17 protein-coding genes are annotated in these 22542 nt (G+C 46.6%); 12 read left to right on the plus strand and 5 right to left on the minus strand.

Annotated features, from left to right (window positions below):
- Positions 1-1236, minus strand: coding sequence for an FprA family A-type flavoprotein (locus WA407_RS01295; RefSeq protein WP_190298233.1), 1236 nt, complete (start codon positions 1234-1236; stop codon positions 1-3).
- Positions 1237-1464: 228 nt separating this feature from the next.
- Between WA407_RS01295 and WA407_RS01300 the strand changes: the two genes are divergently transcribed.
- From WA407_RS01300 to WA407_RS01335, 8 genes are all read left to right on the plus strand, one after another.
- Positions 1465-1806 carry a cupin domain-containing protein gene (locus WA407_RS01300; protein WP_025721355.1) on the plus strand — a complete coding sequence of 114 codons (342 nt, stop codon included), beginning with the start codon at positions 1465-1467 and terminating at the stop codon, positions 1804-1806.
- A 191-nt stretch (positions 1807-1997) separates the two neighbouring features.
- Entirely contained in the window at positions 1998-2771 is a 774-nt protein-coding gene (locus tag WA407_RS01305; RefSeq protein ID WP_336076618.1) for a class I SAM-dependent methyltransferase, read from the plus strand.
- Between the two features lie 269 nt (positions 2772-3040).
- Positions 3041-4672: a response regulator transcription factor gene (locus tag WA407_RS01310; RefSeq protein ID WP_336076619.1), complete on the plus strand. Its 1632-nt coding sequence runs from the start codon at positions 3041-3043 to the stop codon at positions 4670-4672.
- Entirely contained in the window at positions 4669-6432 is a 1764-nt protein-coding gene (locus tag WA407_RS01315; protein ID WP_336076620.1) for a sensor histidine kinase, read from the plus strand. The genes WA407_RS01310 and WA407_RS01315 overlap by 4 nt, the downstream gene beginning before the upstream one ends.
- Positions 6433-6642: 210 nt before the next feature.
- Positions 6643-8310 carry an ABC transporter substrate-binding protein gene (locus WA407_RS01320; protein ID WP_235306662.1) on the plus strand — a complete coding sequence of 556 codons (1668 nt, stop codon included), beginning with the start codon at positions 6643-6645 and terminating at the stop codon, positions 8308-8310.
- Between the two features lie 14 nt (positions 8311-8324).
- Positions 8325-9305 (plus strand): ABC transporter permease, encoded by a 981-nt coding sequence (locus tag WA407_RS01325; protein WP_165178022.1) that lies wholly within the window; start codon positions 8325-8327, stop codon positions 9303-9305.
- A gap of 596 nt (positions 9306-9901) precedes the next feature.
- Positions 9902-10825, plus strand: coding sequence for a carbohydrate ABC transporter permease (locus WA407_RS01330; RefSeq protein WP_336076621.1), 924 nt, complete (start codon positions 9902-9904; stop codon positions 10823-10825).
- Positions 10826-10887: 62 nt separating this feature from the next.
- The gene (locus WA407_RS01335) at positions 10888-13020 is read left to right on the plus strand and encodes an endo-1,4-beta-xylanase (protein ID WP_336076622.1); all 2133 of its coding nucleotides are present in this window, start codon (positions 10888-10890) and stop codon (positions 13018-13020) included.
- Positions 13021-13161: 141 nt separating this feature from the next.
- On the opposite strand, the gene hxlB is transcribed toward WA407_RS01335, so the two are convergent.
- The gene (hxlB, locus tag WA407_RS01340) at positions 13162-13719 is read right to left on the minus strand and encodes a 6-phospho-3-hexuloisomerase (protein ID WP_250260134.1); all 558 of its coding nucleotides are present in this window, start codon (positions 13717-13719) and stop codon (positions 13162-13164) included.
- 5 nt (positions 13720-13724) lie between these two features.
- Complete coding sequence (gene hxlA / locus WA407_RS01345) at positions 13725-14360, minus strand: 3-hexulose-6-phosphate synthase (protein ID WP_013312540.1); 636 nt, start codon at positions 14358-14360, stop codon at positions 13725-13727.
- A gap of 446 nt (positions 14361-14806) precedes the next feature.
- On the opposite strand from hxlA, the gene WA407_RS01350 reads away from it, so the two are divergent.
- A complete protein-coding gene (locus WA407_RS01350; protein ID WP_336076624.1) occupies positions 14807-15682 on the plus strand; it encodes a DNA-binding protein in 876 nt (291 codons plus the stop codon).
- Between the two features lie 188 nt (positions 15683-15870).
- On the opposite strand, the gene WA407_RS01355 is transcribed toward WA407_RS01350, so the two are convergent.
- Positions 15871-16707, minus strand: a complete 837-nt coding sequence (locus WA407_RS01355; protein ID WP_336076625.1) for a methyl-accepting chemotaxis protein — start codon at positions 16705-16707, stop codon at positions 15871-15873.
- A 201-nt stretch (positions 16708-16908) separates the two neighbouring features.
- Complete coding sequence (pepT, locus tag WA407_RS01360; protein WP_061829481.1) at positions 16909-18144, minus strand: peptidase T; 1236 nt, start codon at positions 18142-18144, stop codon at positions 16909-16911.
- Between the two features lie 180 nt (positions 18145-18324).
- On the opposite strand from pepT, the gene WA407_RS01365 reads away from it, so the two are divergent.
- From WA407_RS01365 to WA407_RS01375, 3 genes are all read left to right on the plus strand, one after another.
- Positions 18325-19389 (plus strand): LacI family DNA-binding transcriptional regulator, encoded by a 1065-nt coding sequence (locus tag WA407_RS01365; protein ID WP_336076626.1) that lies wholly within the window; start codon positions 18325-18327, stop codon positions 19387-19389.
- A 199-nt stretch (positions 19390-19588) separates the two neighbouring features.
- Positions 19589-21883, plus strand: a complete 2295-nt coding sequence (locus WA407_RS01370; protein WP_336076627.1) for a glycoside hydrolase family 2 protein — start codon at positions 19589-19591, stop codon at positions 21881-21883.
- A 242-nt stretch (positions 21884-22125) separates the two neighbouring features.
- A complete protein-coding gene (locus WA407_RS01375; protein ID WP_069290641.1) occupies positions 22126-22413 on the plus strand; it encodes a hypothetical protein in 288 nt (95 codons plus the stop codon).
- Positions 22414-22542 lie beyond the last annotated feature (129 nt).

Below are 22542 nucleotides of genomic sequence, written 5' to 3' on the forward strand. Positions count from 1 at the left end.
TTAAATAACACTAAGCAGTAGATCTGAGACAAATTCAGCGGCATTTTTAATTTTTTTCACTTTTTCAACTTCTGTAGGAGAGAAACGAATACGTACCGGGAATTCCACATGGGTCATACCCGTTGATTTGATTACATCTGAAGTGCTTTGCACCTTCATGTTAGTACCGTTCAAGTAATCCTGTACAACTTCAATGGCTTCCCCGCTCCAACCGTAGGAACCAAAGGCAGCAGCCAGCTTGCCTTCCAGATTCATCTTTTGCATTTGTTGCAATAGATCTTCCAATTTGCCCGTCATATCGGCATATTTAGTAGAGCTACCAACGAACACAGCATCTGCTGAGGCAATACTATTCAATATTTCTGTTTCATCGGCTTTATCCACGTCCCATAGCTCCACCTTGATTTGGTTCTCCAAAAAGCAGTCCTTCAGGATGTTTGCCATTTTTTTAGTATTATTTTTTAGGGTGGCATAGACAATCGCTACTTTTTTATCTTCCTTGGTTTCGGTACTCATAGAGGCGTACAAATCAATAAACTTGGCAATATCATGCCGGATCGCGAAGCCGTGGGAAGGCGCAATCATCTCAATATCCAGATCGGCAACAGCTTCGATTAATGTGCGCACATATCTGCGATGTGGATGAATAATAGCCTGATAGTATCCGATAAAGTCCTCGGTGATATCAAAACCAGCCTCATCGGCAAATAGATGCTCTACAGCCACGTGTGTACTGAAAATATCGCAAGGGAACAAGATTTTATCTTCTATACAATACGTAATCATGGTTTCTTCTGTATGCAGGTAAGGTGTTTCTTTGAACAGCAGCGTTTTGCCTCCAATGTCCAGTTGATCCCCGTCCTTGATTACGAGGAAGTTGCGATGCTGAAGCTTGTACATTTGTTGAATTTCCGGAACGGCAATCTCAGTGCAGACAATTGTAGCGTTCGTTGCCTTGGAAGCAAGTGCCGCCAATCCGCCCGAGTGATCTGGTTCCGTGTGATTGACAATGATATATTGAATATCCAATGGATCGATCAATTCGGTTACAGCTTCGGCAAATTCTCTACCGAACGCCATATCCACGGTATCCACAATGGTTGGCTTTCCGGTTTTTAATAGATATGCATTATAAGTTGTACCCTTTGATAGTAGAAGACGATGAAAGGGAACCTCACGATTATCAATTTTTCCTACCCAATAAATATCCTTTGCCAGCTTGAATCCGGGCTTCATAGGAATAACCTCCTGCTTGTTATTGTTTTAGCATCTTGCATAATCCGATTCTAGTTGGATGTGTCGATGAAAAAGATGATTGAAATCAAATTTTTAAATAATTAAAAGTATTTTTTACTTAAATTTAGTTTTGTGATTGCAATCACAAGGCGAGCGAAATAATCCAATACAATAAAGGTATTCATCCATCTTAAGCAAATCTAATTTCAAACAGGAGCGTGAATCAATATGAAAAAATCAAACCTCATTCAATTTCAGGAATATAAGGAAGCTGCGTTTACAAAACGAATTGTGCATAAGGAAGCTGACAATGTAATTTTTATTCTCAACTTTACTCCTAATGCGGAGTTGCCAACACATAATCACCCAGGAGCAAATGTATATTTGCTTGTTCTTGAAGGCAGCGGGACTGTAACTGTGAACGGCGAAGCAACGGAAGTTGTCCAAGGGGATATCATTCATGTTACGGGCGATGAGCACTTTTCCTATCGTGGCGGTGCAGAGGCGAATTCCAGTCTGCATGTAGTGTTAACCCAAACGCCAAGCGAAAGCTATGCGCAGAACATATAAAAGAGGACACAGCACCATCATTGTATAAATGGGGCATTGGCATAAATCGTAAGAGCGGGTCTCCGATCGGCAATATATAGATATTGAATGATGCAACATGCTCATATCAAAAAAAGAAAAAGGTTATTTTTTTACACTCGTATTGATAATGAATATCATTATCAAATTTTAAAAAGAGGTGTTAATAGCCAATGCAGACAGTAGATTACAAACAGGTGCCAGGGCACTGGATATTAGCAAGTCTCGGTAAGCGCGTGCTTAGGCCCGGAGGGTTAAAAACGACACGTTGGATGATAGAGGGACTTGACGTAACCGGGCAGGATGAGGTTATTGAGTTTGCCCCCGGATTGGGTATAACTGCCCAAATCACACTGCGGCTTAATCCCCGTCGTTATATTGCGATTGAACAGAATGAGAAGGCGGCTTCTATCGTAAAAACGTATGCAAGCGGAGCAAATCGGGAAGTCATTATTGCCGATGCTGAACAGGTTCCGTTGCCGGATGCCTCTGCGACGGTGGTATATGGGGAAGCCATGCTGACGATGCACACAAGGGCCAAGAAAGCGCAGATTATTTCGGAAGCCAGGCGGCTTTTGAAAGCAGGTGGGAAGTATGCTATTCATGAGATGTGCCTTGCTTCTAACCATATTGAGCCTGCGCTCAGAAAACAAATTTACAAGGATTTGGCTGTAGCCATGAGAGTTAATGCGACACCGTTGACGGTGTCAGAGTGGGAACAGCTGCTGAAAGAGGAAGGCTTTAAGGTCGTTAAAATCTATACGGTTCCCATGCACTTATTGCATTTGCCACGTATCATTCAGGACGAGGGCTGGTTGAGATTTGGGAAAATTACCTTTAACCTTATGCGTAACCATGCTGCCCGGACAAGGGTTATGGGTATGCGCAAGCAGTTTGTAAAGTACGCCGACCATCTGCAAGCGGTCAGTATCATCGCTGAGCGATAGCCTGAATTCACGAATAAGAGAATAAAGCTTTTTACGCAATACCAAAAAAGGAGACGAACCCCTATTCAGGGATTCGTCTCCTTTTTGTATATTTGCTGCTTTGGCTTGGCTGCTGGCGTGCACATGCTTTGCACCCCTCTATTCGTCATATAATACGCGTAACGAAAATTTCCAATTCCTGATGTTTTACATTACCATAGTGACTGAGATCATTGGAATAGTTAATCAAAATAATAAAATAGGCATACTTCAAAAGGAGGAAGCGTGTTATGAAGCTGCATCGAGCCATTGTGGTGGATGATGAAACCTTTACTCGTAAAGGGCTGCTTCAACTCATGGATTGGCAAGCCTGTGGTTTTGAAGTCGTAGGAGAAGCTGATAACGGTGAGGATGCGCTGGAGCTAATCAGCCGTATTCACCCGGACCTGGTCATTACCGATATTCGTATGCCTGTGCTGGACGGATTAGAGCTGATTCGGTCTGTGCTCGAACAGAGTACAGAACATCCCGCGTTTATTATCTTAAGCGGCTATAGTGATTTTGCTTATGCGCAGCAGGCAATCCGCTATGGGGTTCATGATTTTATGCTTAAGCCGATTGATGAGGGTGACTTTTCGGCTACATTGCGCAAGCTGAGTGAAAGACTGCATCGTGAACAGCAGAGTGCGCAACGATATCAGAATCACCATGCAGGTGGGCTGTTAGAGACTGTGATGATGAACCCAGTGGATGATGTAGTGGTGACACAGTGGGAGCAGCAGCTACGGCTTGGGGAAGCCACTTATATGTACTATGTACTCGTCGAGCTGAATGACCAACATCCCTGGCGCTCCAGTGACAATAATATCATGCTATCGCTTTTCCAATTCAGGGAGCTTATAGAGCAAGCGCTTCATCGGTTAATGGATGGCAAGTACCCTCTCTATGTTCATGAGCATCGTAACCGGATTGGTCTTATCGTACCGGACTTCCTTTTGGAGTGTTTTGAAGGCAAGGTCGAAGTTTTTATGAAAGCGCTACAACGCGAGATAGAGGGGATGAAGACACTAAAAGATCAGCTGGGAAGTCGAGTTTTCATCTATGCAGGAAAGCCTGTGAATCGGTTGCAGGATATCCAGCAGTCCTATGCCTGTGCGAAGGAGGCAGTGCTCCATAAATACATTTATGACCATGGCGGTATTGTTGTATATCTACAGAAGGAAATGCCACCACTTCACTATAAGACCCTCCCTCAGGACGTACTGGATCGCTTGACGGAACAAGTTGAGGAACTGCGGTTGGATGAGCTGCGTGTGGCCGTGGATTATGTATTTAGCAGCTTTCGGGAGGAGTGTTATGCTCCTGAGGCTATGAAAATGAGTCTGCATCAGTGCGTACTTAGTATCGTTCGGGTCATTCAAAACATGCAGGGAGATGAGCGCTCACTTCAGTCACTAGAACCGATGATGAACTGGCAGGACATGAACCTGTCCCTGGGTGAAATACAGCGATTGTTTACAGCTTTTGCCGAGGAAAGTGGAAGGTATATTGGGGTTCTGCGCAAGGATTGTCAGCAGGGAGGCATCCAGCACATCCGTGCTTACATTGAGCAGCATGCCGCCGAGAATATAAGCCTGAAAAGTATTGCGGCTCGCTTTTACATGAACCCGGTATACCTCGGTCAATTGTTCAGAAAAACGTATGGTGTGTACTTTAACGAATTTCTGCTGAAATTGCGCGTTCAGGAGGCGAAACGCTTGTTGCGGCAGACGGATCTGCGAATTTATGAAATTGCTGAGCGCGTGGGCTTCGGCAGTTCAGACTATTTTGTTACCCAGTTTGAAAAGATGGCGCATGCCACACCAAGCGAATACCGCAACAGCCTGATTGTTGGCAACGAGTCAGAGAGGGCCGGCGAATGAAGATGCTGAGAATGACTCTTAATCATGTACGACTGCGAGATAAAATGCTGCTGCTTTATTTTCTCTGTGTTTTTACGCCTGTAGTGCTGACCAATCTGATTTTTTACCATGTCACCTCGCAAAACGTGAAGGAACAGCGTATGCAGGATATTTCGCGCGCACTGGAACAGATTAAAATTGAATTTTACCGTGAATTTGAAGATGCGATGGAAATCTCGTCTATCTTTTATACGGATCATCAGCTCAATGAGGTATTGGAAGAAACATATCCCCACCCTGCTGACTATATCGCCGCTTATGACTCTTATTTACGTCATATCTTGAACAACACTTACAGTCCTGCATACCATTCCGTAGGTGGAATTACGATCTACACCAATAATTCAACGTTGCTGAATTCCGGGGGAATCAGCTTTATAGATGAGGGAGTCAGAAGTTTTCCCTGGTATACCAAAATCTCGCCTGGACGCCAGTCCAAGCCTATATTTGTACGTACCGATGACAGCACAGGTGAACAGATGTACCCTTTTAGCCTGATTCGGCGGATGAACTACTTTTATTCCCAAAATGGTCGTGAAAAAATACTGAAAATAGAACTGCGAATGTCGTCCATTCGGGAGATTTTCAATAACCTGAATTTGCAGGGAAGTCTCTTTCTGCTGAACGAACGAGGGGGAATCGAATATACAACGGACCCCAAAGTGGATATAAACCACAAAAGTGTGGCCTATAACACTCTCAAGCTGCCCGAGGACACGATGGAGTTCAAGACGAATTATGTGCTTACGAGCAATCTGAATGGCTGGAGCATTGTGGCTGCGGTATCGAGAGATGCAGTGCTGTATGAAATGCAGGAATCCCGCAATTTTGTGCTCTTGTTAACCTGTGTAAATATGCTGCTGCCTACATTAATCATTATTTGGATTACACGTTCGTTGAACGTGAGGATTCATCGTATTTTAAAGCACATGAAAAAGGTGAAAAACCAGCATTTTGAGCTGATTCGCGGTATAGAGTCGCGAGATGAGATCGGGCAATTAACAGGTGAGTTTAATCGGATGACGCTGAAAATAAAACGACTGATTAACGATGTCTATATGGCCGATATACAGCGAAAAAATCTGGAAATTCAGCGCAGACATGCCCAGTTGAATGCACTTCACAGCCAGATCAACCCACATTTTCTGTTCAATGCACTGGAGACGATTCGCATGCGGAGCCTGATGAAGCATGAGGATGAGACGGCGCGCATTATTCATAACATGGCACGGATTTTCCGCAATTCGCTGGTGTGGAACAAGGATCGGGTTACTTTGCGGGAGGAGCTGGAGCTGATCCGTTGTTTTCTGGAAATCCAGCAATATCGCTTTGGTGAGCGAATACAGTACGAAGTGCAGGCGCGCTCTGAAGATTTGGACAATCTGCTTCCCAAAATGGTCGCGCTGACACTGGTTGAAAATGCAAGTATCCACGGCATTGAGCCGCTAAAGCATGGGGGACGCATTGAGATTCATTTTGAGCATGAGGAAGGACAACTGATTCTAACGGTTCGGGATGATGGGGTGGGCATGTCTGTGGAGCAGGTACAACGCTTATATGGTTACATGCAAAGGCAGGAAGAAATGGGTGAGCGTATAGGTCTACAAAATGTCATCTATCGTCTTAAACTTTACTACGGGAGTCGCTTTGAGCTTGCCATTCGCAGTGCACCCGGCGAGGGTACGGAGATACGAATTAGGATTCCTGCGGATCGGGAGTGAGGTGGAGAGCAGTACCTATTTTGCGTTGAAGGACCTTTACCTATAGTTTTCTAAGTAACACCTTTAGATTGACAGGTGAACGAAATGAACAGCATTTTATAAAATGAAAGTGCTTACAATTTAGGGTGTGCGGGATTCCCAATGCTTGAGGTACGTGCGCACGATATTCACACACAATCGACAAAAGAGGGCGAAAGGGGAGGGTCTGGCATGACAAGCAAAAGGTTCGGAATCATCACTCTGGTAATGGTTATGATGGCGTCTATGATCGCTGCTTGCTCAGGGAGCTCGGGCAAGGAGCCGGCGTCAGGAGATAGCAAGGAGAAGGTCACATTCACGTATTTTAATGCCACTGCGGGGAGGGACACTAATACCAATGAAACACGGATCGGCAAAATCCTGGAGGATCAGACGGGGGTAAACTGGAAGCTGGAGCATTTGGTGGGTGATTCCAATACGAAGATCGGTACATTTATTGCCAGTAACGATTATCCGGATGTGATAGTACCGGATGGCACGATCGATAAGCTGCTGGATGCCGGGGCTTTTATTCCCCTGAATGATTTGATCGACAAATATGGACCGAATATTAAGCGTGTATATGGACCGTACTACAACTTGATGAAGGCGGAGGATGGGAACATTTACTTTCTGCCGCTAAGTGCGGTGGTAGGCGATTATTTACCTGCGCCTAACTTAGAGCAAGGAGCCTTTTGGGTGCAACGCAGGGTATTAAAAGAAGCGGGATATCCAAAAATCAAAACACTTGACGAGTATTTAGCTCTGATTCGTAACTATGCGAAAAAGCATGCAGATGAGGGCTTGACTGGGTACCTGGCGTTAACCACGCAGGATAGGTTTTATGCTCTTACGAACGCGCCGATGCATCTGGCAGGCTATCCGAATGATGGCGGCACGATTATTGATATGAAAACACACCGGGCCACGGATTATGGAGATATGGAAATCACAAAGCGGTATCTGAAAGAGCTAAATCAGCTCAATGTAGAGGGCCTATTTGATAAATCGTCCTTTGTGGACAATTACGATCAATATTTGGCGAAGCTGACCTCGGGTAAGGTGCTGGGCTTTTTCGACTACCGCTGGCAGGCGGGGCAGGCCCTGAATAATCTGCAAGAGGCTTCCAAGCAATCGGGCAATGATGATATGGAGTATGTAGGGCTGCCTGTTGTATACGACCAGAATATAAAGGATCAGTACATTGATCCTTCGTCATTCGTTAATAACCGAGGCATAGGAATTACGGTCAGTGCCAAGGACCCGGTGCGTATCATCAAATTTTTTGACAACCTGCTGACCGACGAAAACCAGATATTATCCAACTGGGGAATCAAGGGAGAAACCTATGATGTAGATAAAAAAGGACGCTTTTACCGGACTGAGGAGCAAATTAAGCAGACTGGTCAGGACGCGTTCCGCGAATCATTTGGGTTCAAATATTTTGAATACAGTTGGCCGCGATACGGTAGCGGTTCTACCCTGCCTGACGGCAACTCGGTTGGCCCCGGACGGCAGCCTGAGGTTGCGCGTATGTCCTACACCGAGGGAGATAAAAAGCTACTAAAAGTCTATGGTGTAGAGTCCTTCTCGCAAATGTTTTCCGCACCTGACGAGCGCCCATGGTATCCGGCCTGGAGTATTCCGATTGCTCAAGGCTCAACTGCGCAGCTCTTCCAACAAAAGAAGGGGGACCTACAGCGCAAATATTTCCCGCGTTTGGTGCTGTCTGCACCGGAGCAGTTTGATGCGATTTGGAATGAATACACCACTGAATTCAACAAGCTGGATGTAAAGGCGTATGAGGAGCTGATCACGAAGGAGGTTGCCAAAAAAATCGAAAATCCCGGTAAAAAATAAAGGAGGAAGCAGCTATGGGCCACTCGTCACCACCACCTGTCACGATCTCCTCGGATCATTTGCCGCCCTCGCGGCGAACCGGCTTTAGGGGATTTATGCACAAGCTGAATCAGCAACGGGCACTGGTATGGATGTCCGTCCCTTTTTTAATCTGGCTGTTCATCTTCAAGTATTTGCCCATCTGGGGCTGGACGATTGCCTTTCAGGATTTTAAGCCTGCCCGCAAGTTGCTTGATCAGCAATGGGTCGGATTAAAACATTTCCATTTTCTATTTCAGGATGAACACTTTCTGCGGGTCATGCGCAATACGCTGGCGATGAGCTTTATTAATCTGGTGCTGGGCTTTGTCACCGCTATAACATTAGCGATTTTGCTGAATGAGCTTCGTCAGATCATGTTCAAGCGGGTCGTGCAGACGGTCAGCTATCTGCCACATTTTATTTCGTGGGTGGTCGCGGCTAGCATCATCAGTACGGCGCTGTCTGCGGATGGCGGCATCATCAATGAGGTGCTGATGTGGCTGGGGTTGATTAAGGAGCCTATTCTGTGGCTGGGCGAGGGGAGCTATTTTTGGGGCATTCTCGGTGCATCGGAGGTATGGAAAAATGTCGGCTGGAACACCATCATTTATTTGGCCGCGATGACGATGATTGATCCCTCGCAGTATGAGGCAGCCGAGATGGACGGAGCAGGGCGTTTTCAGCGGATTTGGCATGTGACATTACCGGGATTGAAGCCTGTATTTATCATCCTGCTCATTATGAACATTGGCAATTTACTGGAATCTGGCTTTGAGCCGCAATACTTACTGGGCAACGGCATGAACGTGGATTACTCGGAGAATCTGGATATTTTCGTGCTGAAATATGGTATTCAGATGGGTAATTTCTCGCTTTCCATTGCTGCTGGGATGTTCAAAACGGTGGTCAGCTTCATCTTACTGTTTAGCGCCAATCATATTGCGAAGCGGTTAGGGGAGGAGAGATTGTTCTGAAAGAAGAGTGAGTTATGGTGGGGGACGGCCGCTTCGCGTGCGGATTGTTCTTCCGATCGCTGTTATCCCCGTATTTTCTTATTGGAATAAAGATCATAGGTTAAAATCCGGGGATAAAGGCGAACGCTCCGCTTCTTCAGAACAATTCCGCCCGCTCCGCTGCTACCCGCCGTAAAGTCACTTTTTTTGAGAACTGAGGGTAGTGGCAAGGGGAGAGTTTAAGGAAGGCGCGTGACTCGCGCTTCCTTGGGTAAATGTGCCATCATGGCTGGCTCAGCTTCGCTATCGCTTGTTTTTAGGATTGTACTAGTGGTGGTGGTAACAGAAGGCGCATGCTCATGCATACTACAGGTGCAAGTCAGTGGATTTTTAGCAGGCCGCTTCGCTGACCTCATCAAAACCTTATCAAACGAACTAAAACATGACTTCTTATAGTACCAATAATATTCCACCAAGGTTAACTCCAATTGCCACTAATATAACCACTCAAAATAACAGTTCCAAGTAACAGCACCAACAAGCTCCAATAACAATTAGTTGAATTAGGGTGCGGGATCCAAATGCCTAAACTATTTTTTTGAAAGGAGCGGAAAGTCATGGGCAAAGGGAAGGCCGTACACGGGCGATTTCGGGCGCCCTCGGATCGAATTTTTGATGCGTGCAATATCGTGTTTATGCTCTGCCTGATGGTGTTCACGCTGTATCCGTTTTTAAATACGCTGGCGGTTTCGTTAAATGAAGCGAATGATTCGATTCGGGGCGGGATCTATTTGTGGCCGCGTGAATTTACGTGGAGTAATTATGAATTTGTGTTCAAGGAAGCGACGATTTTCCATGCTACGCTGATTTCTGTATTACGTACAGTTGTGGGTACAGTGACTTCGGTGTTTTGCTGCGCGATGGTGGCGTACACGATCAGCCGGCCGGAATATGTGCTGCGCAAATTTGTTTCAATTGCTTTTATTTTAACGATGTATTTTAGCGGTGGATTGATTCCGAACTTTCTCCTGATTCGTGAGCTTGGGATGCTGGGGACTTTCTGGGTGTATGTCGTGCCGGGATTGATTGGGGTGTTTAATGTGATTGTCATTCGCTCCTTTATTGAGGGATTGCCGGAAGGGATTTTGGAGTCGGCGCGTATTGACGGGGCTGGGGAGTTTGCCACTTTTATGCGCATCGTTTTGCCGCTGTGTGTTCCCGTACTGGCGACGGTGTCGCTGTTTACAGCGGTGGCACAATGGAATTCCTGGTTCGATGTGTTTTTGTACAATTCATCATATGAGCAATGGAGCACTCTTCAATATGAGCTGATGAAAATACTGCAAAATTCCAACACGTCTGTTAACACTCAGGACTATGCGAGCCAATTCGCTGGTTCGGAAAATCTGGCGAAGTCGGTCACGCCTACCTCGATTCGGGCCACGATGACGATTGTCGCTTCAGTGCCTATTATTTTAGTTTATCCCTTTTTGCAAAAATACTTTGTGAAGGGTATGACCTTGGGCGGTGTCAAAGGATAGTAAATGAAAACCAATGGTGCCAAATACCAATTCCAAAAAATTGGAGTACGGGAGGGATTGCTTTGCGGTCATGTTGGGTTAAGCCTTTTTGTCTGGTACTGGCTGGAGCGCTGTTGTTATCGCCTGTCGGTTGGTGGGGAGCGTCTGTGGCGAAGGCAACTCCGTCTATAGAACATTCCCCGTCCGTTTCGGATATGGTGCTATCGGCGGGTAGTATCCATAAGACCATTGGAACGTATGGATTTGAGCAAGGAAACAGCGACGGCTGGAAGCCGCGAGGAACTTATACCCAAATTGCATCCGTCACGGAAGCAGCATATGGCGGCACGCACAGTCTGAAGGCAACCGCTCGTACAGCGGCTTGGAACGGGGCGGAGCTGGATGTGAAGTCGCTGTTGCAGCCGGATGTGGAGTATGAAATTAGTGGCTATGTGAAGCTGGATGGTCATTCTGCGGTTCCGAGCATGGTTAAACTTACAGTGGAGCAGCAGCCCACAGGCGGGACTACGACATGGAAGACGGTAGCGCAGACGGAGACGGCGGATACATCGTGGATCAAACTTCAGGGGAAATATACTTTTACCGGGGGGATGGATGCATTGAAGCTGTATGTGGAAAGCTCGAATCCCGCGCAGGCCTACTATGTGGATGAGATAGAAATAACACAGGTACCGAAGACGCCAACGGAGCCGGGCAATGGTATCGTATCCGGGTTTGAAGATGGTACGGCTCAAGGATGGGTGTCCCGTATGGGAGTCGAGACCGTGCAGGTTTCGGACGCCGATGCACGAAGCGGCTCATACAGTCTGCTGACAACAGGCAGACAAAAGACATATGCCGGACCCAAGCTGGATGTGACTGCTACGATGCAAAAGGGCAGCCGATATACGGTCAGTGCCTGGGTGAAGCTGGCGCCGGGTGAGCAGCCTGCCAAGGTGAGGCTCAGCGTACAGCGTGATCATCAAGGGGATAGTGCGTATGAAACTGTTGTAGGCGACACGGCTACTACGACAGAGGGATGGATGCATTTGTCTGGTATGTATACGCTCGCGCATGATGCAGACACTGTTTCTATGTATTTGGAAACGGCAGAAGGAACGTCTTCCTTTTATATGGATGATTTCGAGCTGTCACTTGTACCACCGCTGGCTATTGAAAAGGACATTCCTTCTTTGCATGGATTATATGGGGGACAGTTTAGCATTGGCACGGCGATTGAAGCTTTCCAGACCGAAGGGGCTTACGGAGAGTTGGTACAGAAGCATTTTAACAGCGTCGTTGCAGGGAATGCGATGAAGCCGATCTCCTTACAACCGTCCGAGGGACAGTTCCATTGGGAGGAAGCAGACCAAATTGTGCAGTTTGCTAGACAGCATGGACTGGAAATTCGCTTCCATACTTTGGTGTGGCATAACCAAACTGGGGATTGGATGTTCAAGGATAAGAATGGACAGCCGATGACGCCGACTGTTGAGAATAAAAAGCTTTTGCTGGATCGGCTGGAGACGCATATACGCGCTGTTGCAGCCCGATATAAAAATGTCATCACCGATTGGGATGTGGTGAATGAGGTCATTGATCCCGATCAACCGGACGGCATGCGCCGCAGCAAATGGTATCAGATTACCGGTACTGATTATATTGAAAAAGCATTCCGTGTCACGAGGGAAGCGACGGGTCCGAACGCACGGCTATTCATTAACGATTACAACACGCATGAGCCGAAGAAACGGGATTTTCTGTACAATTTGGTACGTGATCTGCTCGCTAAAGGTGTACCGATTGACGGGGTAGGTCACCAATCGCATATCCGCCTGGAGTTTCCCGCTATTAGCGAGATTGAGCAGTCCATAGAGAAGTTTGCTTCGCTTGGTCTGGATAATCAAATTACCGAGCTGGATATGGGTCTTTATTCCAATGACACAGATCGCTATGAAACGATTCCAGAATCTATGCTCATCCGGCAGGCTCACCGCTATCGGGCGCTGTTCGATATGTTTTCAAGACAGCAGGAACATATCAGCAATGTGACGATTTGGGGTACGGATGATGGAAATACGTGGCTCAGCACGTTTCCGATAGCCCGGTTGGATAAACCGCTACTATTCGACGAACGGTTAAAGGCCAAATATGCCTATTGGGCACTTGCTGATCCGTCCAAAGTCCCGTCGTTGCCAGCAGGGAACAACGAATAAATGGTTTGAATACATGCCGGGCTTGTTTTGCCTTATTCTATGCTGTATCGAACGTCGCCTTATACAAGCATAAAAGCAGGCTGTTCTTCACATGTGACATGTAAAGAACAGCCTGCTTTGCTATCGTAAAGGAGTGCACTTTTATTCCAAATTGGCGTGTTGACCAAACATAGATTTGGAGGTCAGCTTGCGCAGATCCATCGTTCTGAGTACCAATGCGTCACCGTACAACAGCAGGGTTTGCTCAAACAATGAGCCCATGGGCTGGATCGTCTGGTAGTCCTTGTTGGACCGGTCCTTGGCCGCACCAGGCAGCTTGACGATGATATCGGCCAGTTTGCCAATGGTGGAACCGGGAGAAGTGGTTAGTAGCGCCAGAGAGGCTCCGAGTTTCTTTGCTTTTTCTGCCATGGAGATCAGGCTTTTGGTTTCACCAGAGCCTGAACCGATAATGAGCAGGTCGCCCTCGCCCAAACCGGGAGTTACGGTTTCCCCGACTACGTAAGCTTGAATTCCCATATGCATCAGCCGCATTGCCAGCGAGCGAATCATGAACCCTGAGCGGCCCGCACCTGCCACGAATACCTTATTGGCAACGGCGATGGAATGGATCAGCTGTTCCGATTCCGTATCACTGATCAATTGTGGAACCAATTGTAGCTCCTTGAGTACCTCAGATAAATATTGAGAGGTTTCCATTGGGGTTAACCTTGTTTGATGAGCTGTTGCATTTGGGAAGCTACAGCCTTTTTGTCGTCCTCGCCAGTGATACCACCGCCGACGATAACCAGATCCGGTTGAGCCTTTACGACTTCAGCCAATGTACTCAGCTTAATACCGCCAGCCACAGCAGTTTTGGAGTTTTTCACGACTTTTTTGACGGTTTGCAGTGCTTCGAACGGGCTTTGTCCTTCAGCTTGCAGATCGTAGCCTGTATGCACACAGATGTAGTCAACGCCCAGAGCGTCGATTTCTTTCGCACGTTGCTCCAGGTTTTTAACACCGATCATATCCACCAAGATTTTTTTGCCACCTTGTTTTTTCGCTTCTTCTACTGCGCCTTTGATTGTTGCATCTTCAGCTACAGCCAAAATCGTAACGATATCTGCCCCAGCCTCGGAAGCTTTTAGCACTTCATAGCCCCCTGCATCCATAACCTTCAGGTCAGCCAGCACTTTCAGATTCGGGAATGCTTCTTTCATTGCTTTTACCGCATGAAGTCCTTCATTGATGACAATCGGCGTACCGATTTCTACGATATCAATATACGACTCTACTTCTTTTACCAATGCAATCCCTTGCGGGATATCTACTAAGTCTAAAGCCAATTGAAGTTCCATGTTATTAACTTCACTCCTTAAGTGAATTTATATTTTGATGAACAGGTACATGCTCTGTTGAGTACCAATCTATACTTTAGTTTCATGCACAGGTTTGATTGTAAGGCCCAGCTACCCGCTTGAAAAGTACGCACTAATTCGTAACGTAGTTACCCCCACGATACTATAGCATCATAAAAACCATCCATGAGAGAGCCTACATTTTGTTTTCTTTTAGCATTATTTCTATAAGGGGAGTCGACTATTCATAACCGATAACCGTACACAGCAATGTAAGGTTGCAAAAAAAAGAAGATAGCGATGATTGAATTGACTTCAAGTTAGGTTTTGACTATATTTGTAATATAATGGTATGCAAAAGATGGAGGCTAAGAGCATGACTCCTCTGAAGAGTAGCCGCTGTGCTAAGGGGTAATCGCAATTTTCAGATAGGGAGGCGGGTTTTAGTGGAAGAGGTCCTGAACCAAAGGGAAGCCATTTATTTGTTGTCGGACAGCCACGAACTCGATAAAGCTTGTGAGTTGTTTAGAATCAGCTACACACATAATGATTGGGATGAAGCGAACAAAGTAGCAGACTATCTGCATACGTTGGCTGAAAACCTGTATCACACCCAACTGAGAAATGCTGCAGACGGCAAGTATCAGACATTGGACACCAAACACCCGCTAGTGTTTTATTATGCTTACAGTTATTTGGCGAAATCTATTTACTATCAGAATATGGGCAAGTATGAGGAAGCCAGAAACTATATTATGAAGTATAGCGAAATGGGTTGGTTTATGGGGCTGGATCAGAGCGGTCACGAAGAAGTAGAGAGATTCCGTTTCCTCGCCAAGGCCAATTTATTTACGATTGAATTACTTTCGGGGAGAAGGGAACTTTTGCCTGAGTACGTTCAATTTCTTCACGACAATGACGAGGAGCTACTTCCAGGATTGGTTGGTATTGCCGAAGCAGCTAACCTGAATAATTGGAATATAGACGACCTGCTGAACGATTTTGCCGATGATATTAAGATATTTGAAGGTTATGAAGATAGAGCAAACCGCGTATATTATTTAAAACTGGTCAACCAATTGGCCATTTACCATTTCAAGAAGAAGCAGTACTCCGTTGCCTTAAATTATGTCCTTGATTCTCTGCAATTCTCTGCCAGTGTAGAAGCGGATGCCGATTTCAGGACACTGGTTGCTCTGTTTGAGACTTATCGAGATTTGGCAACACCATCACAGCAAGAGCAATACCAAACCATTTTATTAAGGGGGCTTCATAATGAAAAAGGCATTAATCTCGGTAACTATGGTCTTGGCGTTTCTTAGTATTGCTCTTCCGTTGGGGAATATTTTGGGAGGGTTAGACCCTGTGATTCCTTCAAATCATGGTGTTTTTTCTTATACTGCTTGAGTTTCAGATTTAGACCTTCAAGCCCGATATGGCTTTTGTACATAAAAGGAGCACACTTTTACGCATTTTGCGATCAGTGTGCTCCCCTTTTTTATGCCAAGATTTATTTTACGACATACGAAGTCAGGTCATTGGCCAGATGTTGCATCGTTTCACTCGCCTTTTGCATACGCTCCATCACTTCAGTGAAAGAGCCTACCAGAGTCGCCTGCTCCTGAGAAGAAGAAACAATTTGCTCAATTTCCTGCTCCATTTGACGCATGGAGTTCTGTACATCCTTAAGGGCTCCTTCAATATCGACTGTCGCCTTTTTGGATTCTACGGATAGCTTGCGCACCTCTTGAGCGACGATACCAAAGCCTGCACCTGCTTCTCCGACACGCGCGGCCTCGATCGCTGCATTCAATCCAAGCAGGTTGGTTTGATCAGAAATTTCCTTGATGAACACAGCTACCTGATTGATTTTACCCGAGTTTTGTACGGCGATTTGGGTGTTTTTCAAAATCTGTTCACTGGTTGCCTGAAGCTCCTCGGAATGAGCCGCCACATGCTGTACCATATCAATGAGCTGCTCAGTGATGGAGAGGTTCTCGGATACGATTTGATCCAGTTGATTTTTGTTAGTCAAATTATAAGAGGCCGCAAATGCTGCGATGACTTCACCTTTCTCGTCAAATACAGGAATACTGATCATATCAAGAGGAAGCCCTAGAATTTCAGCAGGGATGTGGGTCAGGCTGGGCTCACGTCCATTTTTAAGCATGGCAAAATCTTTATAGTCTTCGAGCAGCTCCGAGCCCGTTTCAAAGCCGAGGTCCATACCCTCCGATTGGGTATACATAAGGACATGAGTGCGGTCGAAGAGAGCAAGAGTTACTTTCTCACGCATAATCTGTTGTATGTAGGGAATGGCTGCAATTAATGCATCTATTGTATTCAAATAGATAACCTACCTTTCTTTACTAGGTATATTTTTTATAGTCTCGTATATAGTTGTCGGTCTAAAGACGGATAAAAGTTATAAAGATATTGAAAATTTAAAGGGAAATGAAAGCTTCAGAAAAAAAAGGCATACCGTTTCCATTACGGAACGATATGCCTTCTATTTAACCTTAACGTGTCAGTGCTGTGTATAGGTAGTTCACTTACCGCGTTGCTCGAACAGTTGTGCGATTTCCACAATAACCTTGGTAGCAAGTACCATGTTGTCCACCGACACGTATTCAAACTTACCGTGGTAGTTCTCCCCACCTGTAAAAATATTCGGGGTAGGCAGTCCCATGTAGGATAGCTGTGAACCGTCTGTACCGCCACGAATCGGCTTAATAATGGGTTCGATATTCAGCTTTGTCATTGCTTCATAAGCGACATCGACGATATGCTTGACTGGCTCTATTTTCTCTTTCATGTTGTAATACTGATCTCTCAATTCCAGCGCAATACGGTTTTCTCCATATGCGGCCTGCAGCTCTTTGACTACATTTGTTAAATAAGCTTTCCGGTTTTCAAAGCTCTCGCGGTCAAAATCACGGATAATATAGTATAGCTTAGCTTGTTCTGCCGTGCCTGTAGACTCCAAGAGATGATAGAAGCCATCATATCCGTCTGTATATTCTGGGGCTTCGTTTGCAGGTAACCGACTGTGCAGCTCCATAGCGATTTTGGCAGCGTGGATCATTTTGTTTTTAGCCGTACCGGGATGCACGTTCACACCGTGAATGGTAATATGGGCGGCTGCGGCGTTAAAGCTCTCATACTCCAGTTCTCCGAGCGGTCCGCCGTCTACCGTATAGGCATATTCGGCGCCAAAAGCGGCTACATCAAAGCGTTCCGGCCCTCTTCCAATCTCTTCGTCCGGTGTAAAGGCAACGCGAATTTTGCCATGTTGAATTTCTGGATGGTCAATCAGGTAGTGGATAGCTGTCATGATTTCTGCGATCCCGGCTTTGTTGTCTGCACCGAGCAGGGTGGTACCATCTGTTGTGATCAGGGTGTGGCCTTTATATTGAGTTAGTTCGGGAAACTCACGTGGAGAAAGAACCACACCAAGCGAAGCATTCAGCGTGATATCGCCCCCATCATAGTTCTCCGTCAATTGCGGCTTTACCCCTGCGCCAGTCAGTTCGGTAGCCGTATCGAGGTGAGCGAGAAAACCGATGACGGGAACCTCTTTATCCGTATTGGAAGGAAGGGTCGCCATCACATAACCATTATCATCAATAGTTACGTCTGTCATACCAATGGCTTTCAATTCGCCCACCAAGAGGTTGCCCAATGTGAGCTGTCCGGGTGTAGTGGGGCAAGTGTGGCTGCTTTCATCAGATTGGGTATCTACCTGAACGTATGTAGTCAGGCGGTCAATCAGTTCCTGTTTCATGTGTGTATCCTCCTTAGTGTCATTTCTATTATGGTACGTATTTTATCATGATTAGGCTTATAATATGAAAAAAATGGTTGACCCTTTTAGGAATGACGGGTTGTGTTGCACAGGGGAGACGAGTAAGATAATAGTAAAATAAAAGTAAAAAATAGAGTAAAACGATTAAAGGAGTCTGCAATGCCTACGTTAAAAGATATCGCCCAGGAGGCAGAGGTTTCGATATCCACGGTCTCCCGAGTGCTGAATTATGATGAAACATTGTCTGTATCAGAGGAAACGCGGCGTAAAATTTTTGAGGTTGCCGAGCGCATGAAATATACGACGGTTAAACGTAAAAATGGCGGTATTGGTCGTCAGCCCCGCAAGAAGGCAGAGGGACCCATCCGGTTAGGTATGGTACACTGGTTTAGTGCGTACGAGGAACTGGAAGACCCTTATTATCTATCTATCCGGTTTGGCGTGGAAAAAGAGTGCCGCCAAAGCGGGGCGCAGCTGGAGCGTATTTTCAGAAGAGAGGACCTAACTACACTGAAGGCATTATCCGAAGGGCTACATGGACTAATCGTGCTGGGGCATTTTAGCAGCGAAGAGGTAAAACGTATGCTGGAACTGCCCATTCCTTGCGTCTTTCTGGATCATCCGGTAGAGCGTACAGGGGCAGACTATGTGGTCATTGACCTTGCTCACGCTGCGGCTGATGCACTGGATTATTTGATGGGCGCGGGCCATCGTCACATCGGATATGTAGGTATGGGTAAGGATGAGCAGTCCCATGATTCCGAACAAGTCGAGCTAGATGCCCGCTATGAGACGTTTTTGCGGTATCAGGAACAGCATAGGCTATGCACGTCGGATGATATTCATGTGTGCGGAGGAACAGCGGCAGACGGCTTCCGTGCGATGGAAGCGGCTATTCTGGCAGGACCAGAAAACCTGCCTACAGCCTTCTTTGTCGCGAGCGATTCGGTGGCTATTGGGGTGTTGAAGGCACTGGAGCAGCATCAGCTTGCGGTGCCGGAACGTATCTCAATTGTTGGCTTCAATGATATTCCGACAGCGGAATATTTGACCCCATCTTTGTCAACAGTCAAAACGCATACCGAACTGATGGGAGAAACGGGCGTTCAGCTCTTGCTGCATACAGTACGCAATGGTGCAAACGAGGTGGGGCGCAAGGTCATCATTCCGACCGAGCTAATGATTCGCAACAGCAGTGCGCCGCTGCATACCGATGCCAAATAAAATCGACGCTATGGATTTGGACAGCCCCGCCTTCCGGGGCTGTTTTTTGATTATAAAAAGATACAAAAATGGATTGACAATTGTCTTGGAAATGCTTACATTGAACATATATTTATTTTACTAAGTTTTACTCGTCATTTTTACTTAAATATTTTACTATGGTATAAGAGTGGAAAATAAAAGGTTGAGGTGACTGCCCATGCGTACCATTTTGCCGTTGAATGACCAATGGTTTTACCTTCCTGAATATGTCGAGAGCGAAATAAGCGCAGGCATTGATGCAGGTCGGTATGAGCCAATTCAGCTGCCGCACACCAATGTAGAGCTTCCGTATAATTATTTTGACGACAAGGCATTTCAGTTTATTTCTACGTATAAAAGAGAGCTGAACATTCCGGCAGATGCCAAAGGTAAGCGAGTGTATGTTGATTTTGAAGGAGTCATGACCTATGCCCAGGTATATCTAAACGGGGTAAAAGCGGGGGAGCATAAAGGTGGATATACACCGTTCAGCGTTGAATTGACCGAACTTGCCGAGTATGGCGGCTCCAATGTGCTCACAGTCATTGTCGATTCCACGGAACGGGACGACATCCCTCCCTTTGGGGCAGTCATTGACTATCTGACCTATGGCGGTATTTACCGCGAAGTGCAGCTGCGAATAGTGGAGCCTGTACACCTTGGAACGATATTCATTCAGACACCGGAGCCGCTTGCGGCAAATAAGGCGGTGCGCGTGGTCGTGGAGCTGGAGGGCATCGGCGATCAGCAGGACGACTTGACGGTCGCGCTGCAATTGCTGGACGGAGCGAGCGTGAAGGCGGAGACCGAGCTGGCAGCGGTGACGGCGGCGGAAGTAACGCTGGAGCTGAAAGAGCTGGGCGGCCTGCGGCTTTGGGATATAGATGATCCCAAGCTGTATGAAGCGAAGCTGACGCTGCTACGAGGCGGAGAAGAGTTGGATCAGGTGACCGTGCGCTTTGGCTTCCGCGAGGCTGAATTTCAGCCGGACGGTTTTTACTTGAACGGGCGGAAGATCAAGCTGCTCGGCCTGAACCGTCACCAGTCCTATCCGTACGTTGGTTATGCTATGCCCAAAAGAGCGCAGCGTCGTGATGCAGATGTGCTCAAGGAGGAGCTGGGGCTGAATATGGTACGGACATCCCACTACCCTCAGTCCCGTCATTTTCTAGACCGCTGTGATGAAATCGGATTGCTCGTTTTCGAAGAGATTCCGGGTTGGCAGCATATTGGCGGTGAAGCGTGGAAGGAGCAGGCGGTGAGGGACGTAGAGGACATGATTATCCGTGATCGAAATCATCCCTCCATTGTAATCTGGGGCGTACGAATTAATGAGTCGCAGGATGACCATGATCTGTACACGCGTACCAATGAGCTGGCACGAAAACTAGATCCGACCCGTGCTACGGGTGGTGTGCGTTATATTGTAGGCAGTGAGCTGCTGGAAGATGTATATACGATAAATGATTTTGTTCATGATGGTGGGCACAAAAAATATTTGGCGAAGGAAATCCGCAATTTTGATACGTATGACGATACAGAAGGCGTAGATGGCGAAACGACAGGCTTGCGCCAGCCGTCTCTCGTTACAAAGCTGGATCATTCGGTTCCTTATCTGGTAACGGAATATAACGGGCATATGTACCCGACGAAACGTTTTGACCAGGAGGAACGGGTAATGGAGCATGCACTGCGCCATACGCGGGTCCAAAATGCTTCCTATGCCGATGAGGGCATTGCCGGAGCGATTGGCTGGTGTGCTTTTGACTATAACACGCATGCTGATTTTGGTTCCGGTGATAAAATCTGCTACCACGGTGTCATGGATATGTTCCGCCTGCCTAAATTTGCAGCGAGCGTGTACCGGAGCCAGAAGAACGTCGAACAGGAAACCGTTATGGAGCCGGTCACTTACTGGTCTCGTGGCGAGCGGAATATCGGGGGTATCGTGCCGCTGGTCGTGTTCACCAATTGCGATGAGGTGGAGTTCGTCTACGGTCATGAGCGCAAAGGTATTTATCGTCCGAACCGAGAAAAGTACCCGGCGCTTCCTCACCCTCCTGTCGTGATCGATGAGTTGACAGGTCACTGGGGCATGAAGTGGGAAGACGCTGTATTCATTGGGTACGTAGATGGGCAAGAAGTGATCCGCAGATACTATTCACGTAATCCGGTGCCGACAGAGCTACGGGTAGCTGCAGATGATATGGTACTGGAAGCTGGCGATTGGGACGTAACCCGAGTAGTAGTGGATGCTCTGGACGAATACGGCAATGCCCTGCCGTTCTATGCAGATCCTGTTTCGGTGGAGGTCGAGGGAGTGGGTGAATTGATCGGTCCTTCAAGCTTATCCCTAATTGGTGGACGCATTGCATTCTGGATTCGTACAAAGGGTGAGGCTGGCAATATCCGCGTGAAGGTTTCAGCGCCTTCTCGTTTCGGTTTGCAGGAATTGAGCATTGACGTGCAATAAGGAAGCAAAGGCAACATACAATCCTGCTAACTGCTTTTATACTGTCTGATACTTCTATTATTTAGTAAGGAGTTGTCCGCAGATTCTGCAAAGAATCTGAGAGGGCAACTCCTTTTTAGCATAGGTTAGGGTACGTTAATCTATAAGTCTTTCAAATTGTGTCTTATTACTGAGTCACTTAACGTTACGCTCGTAGATTGGAAGCATAGAATACACTATCAAACGCAAGGGAGGTGAAAACTATGGCGATTCTTTTACCTCAACAAAACTTTACGATAGCGGCTGGTATCGGCAAATCGTATTATGAAAATTTGCGTGGTGGTGCAGATGCAGCAGTAACCGTTAATAATAACGGTCCCTTTCCGATTGATCTTGTCCTTACTGTTGTCAATGCGCCTGTGATTACCTATACGATCCCTGCATTCACTAGTCTTACGGTGGAAGTTGCCTTATTGCTGGTAGCTGGTTTATTGACTAGCGCGGCCGGAGGCACATTTGGTACGATTCAGATTGCGACAGCTGATCTTTAACCTGTAACGACCTGATCCTCTAACTCTAGCTTTGCCATGTGGCAAGGTTAGAGTTTTTTTGAAATTTTCTGAAACTTTTTTCATATTGTGCCGATATATACATATAGCATAGCAAACAACAACATCGAA

This window comes from Paenibacillus sp. 203 (genome assembly GCF_037027525.1).
GTDB classification, from domain to species: Bacteria; Bacillota; Bacilli; order Paenibacillales; family Paenibacillaceae; genus Paenibacillus; species Paenibacillus polymyxa_B.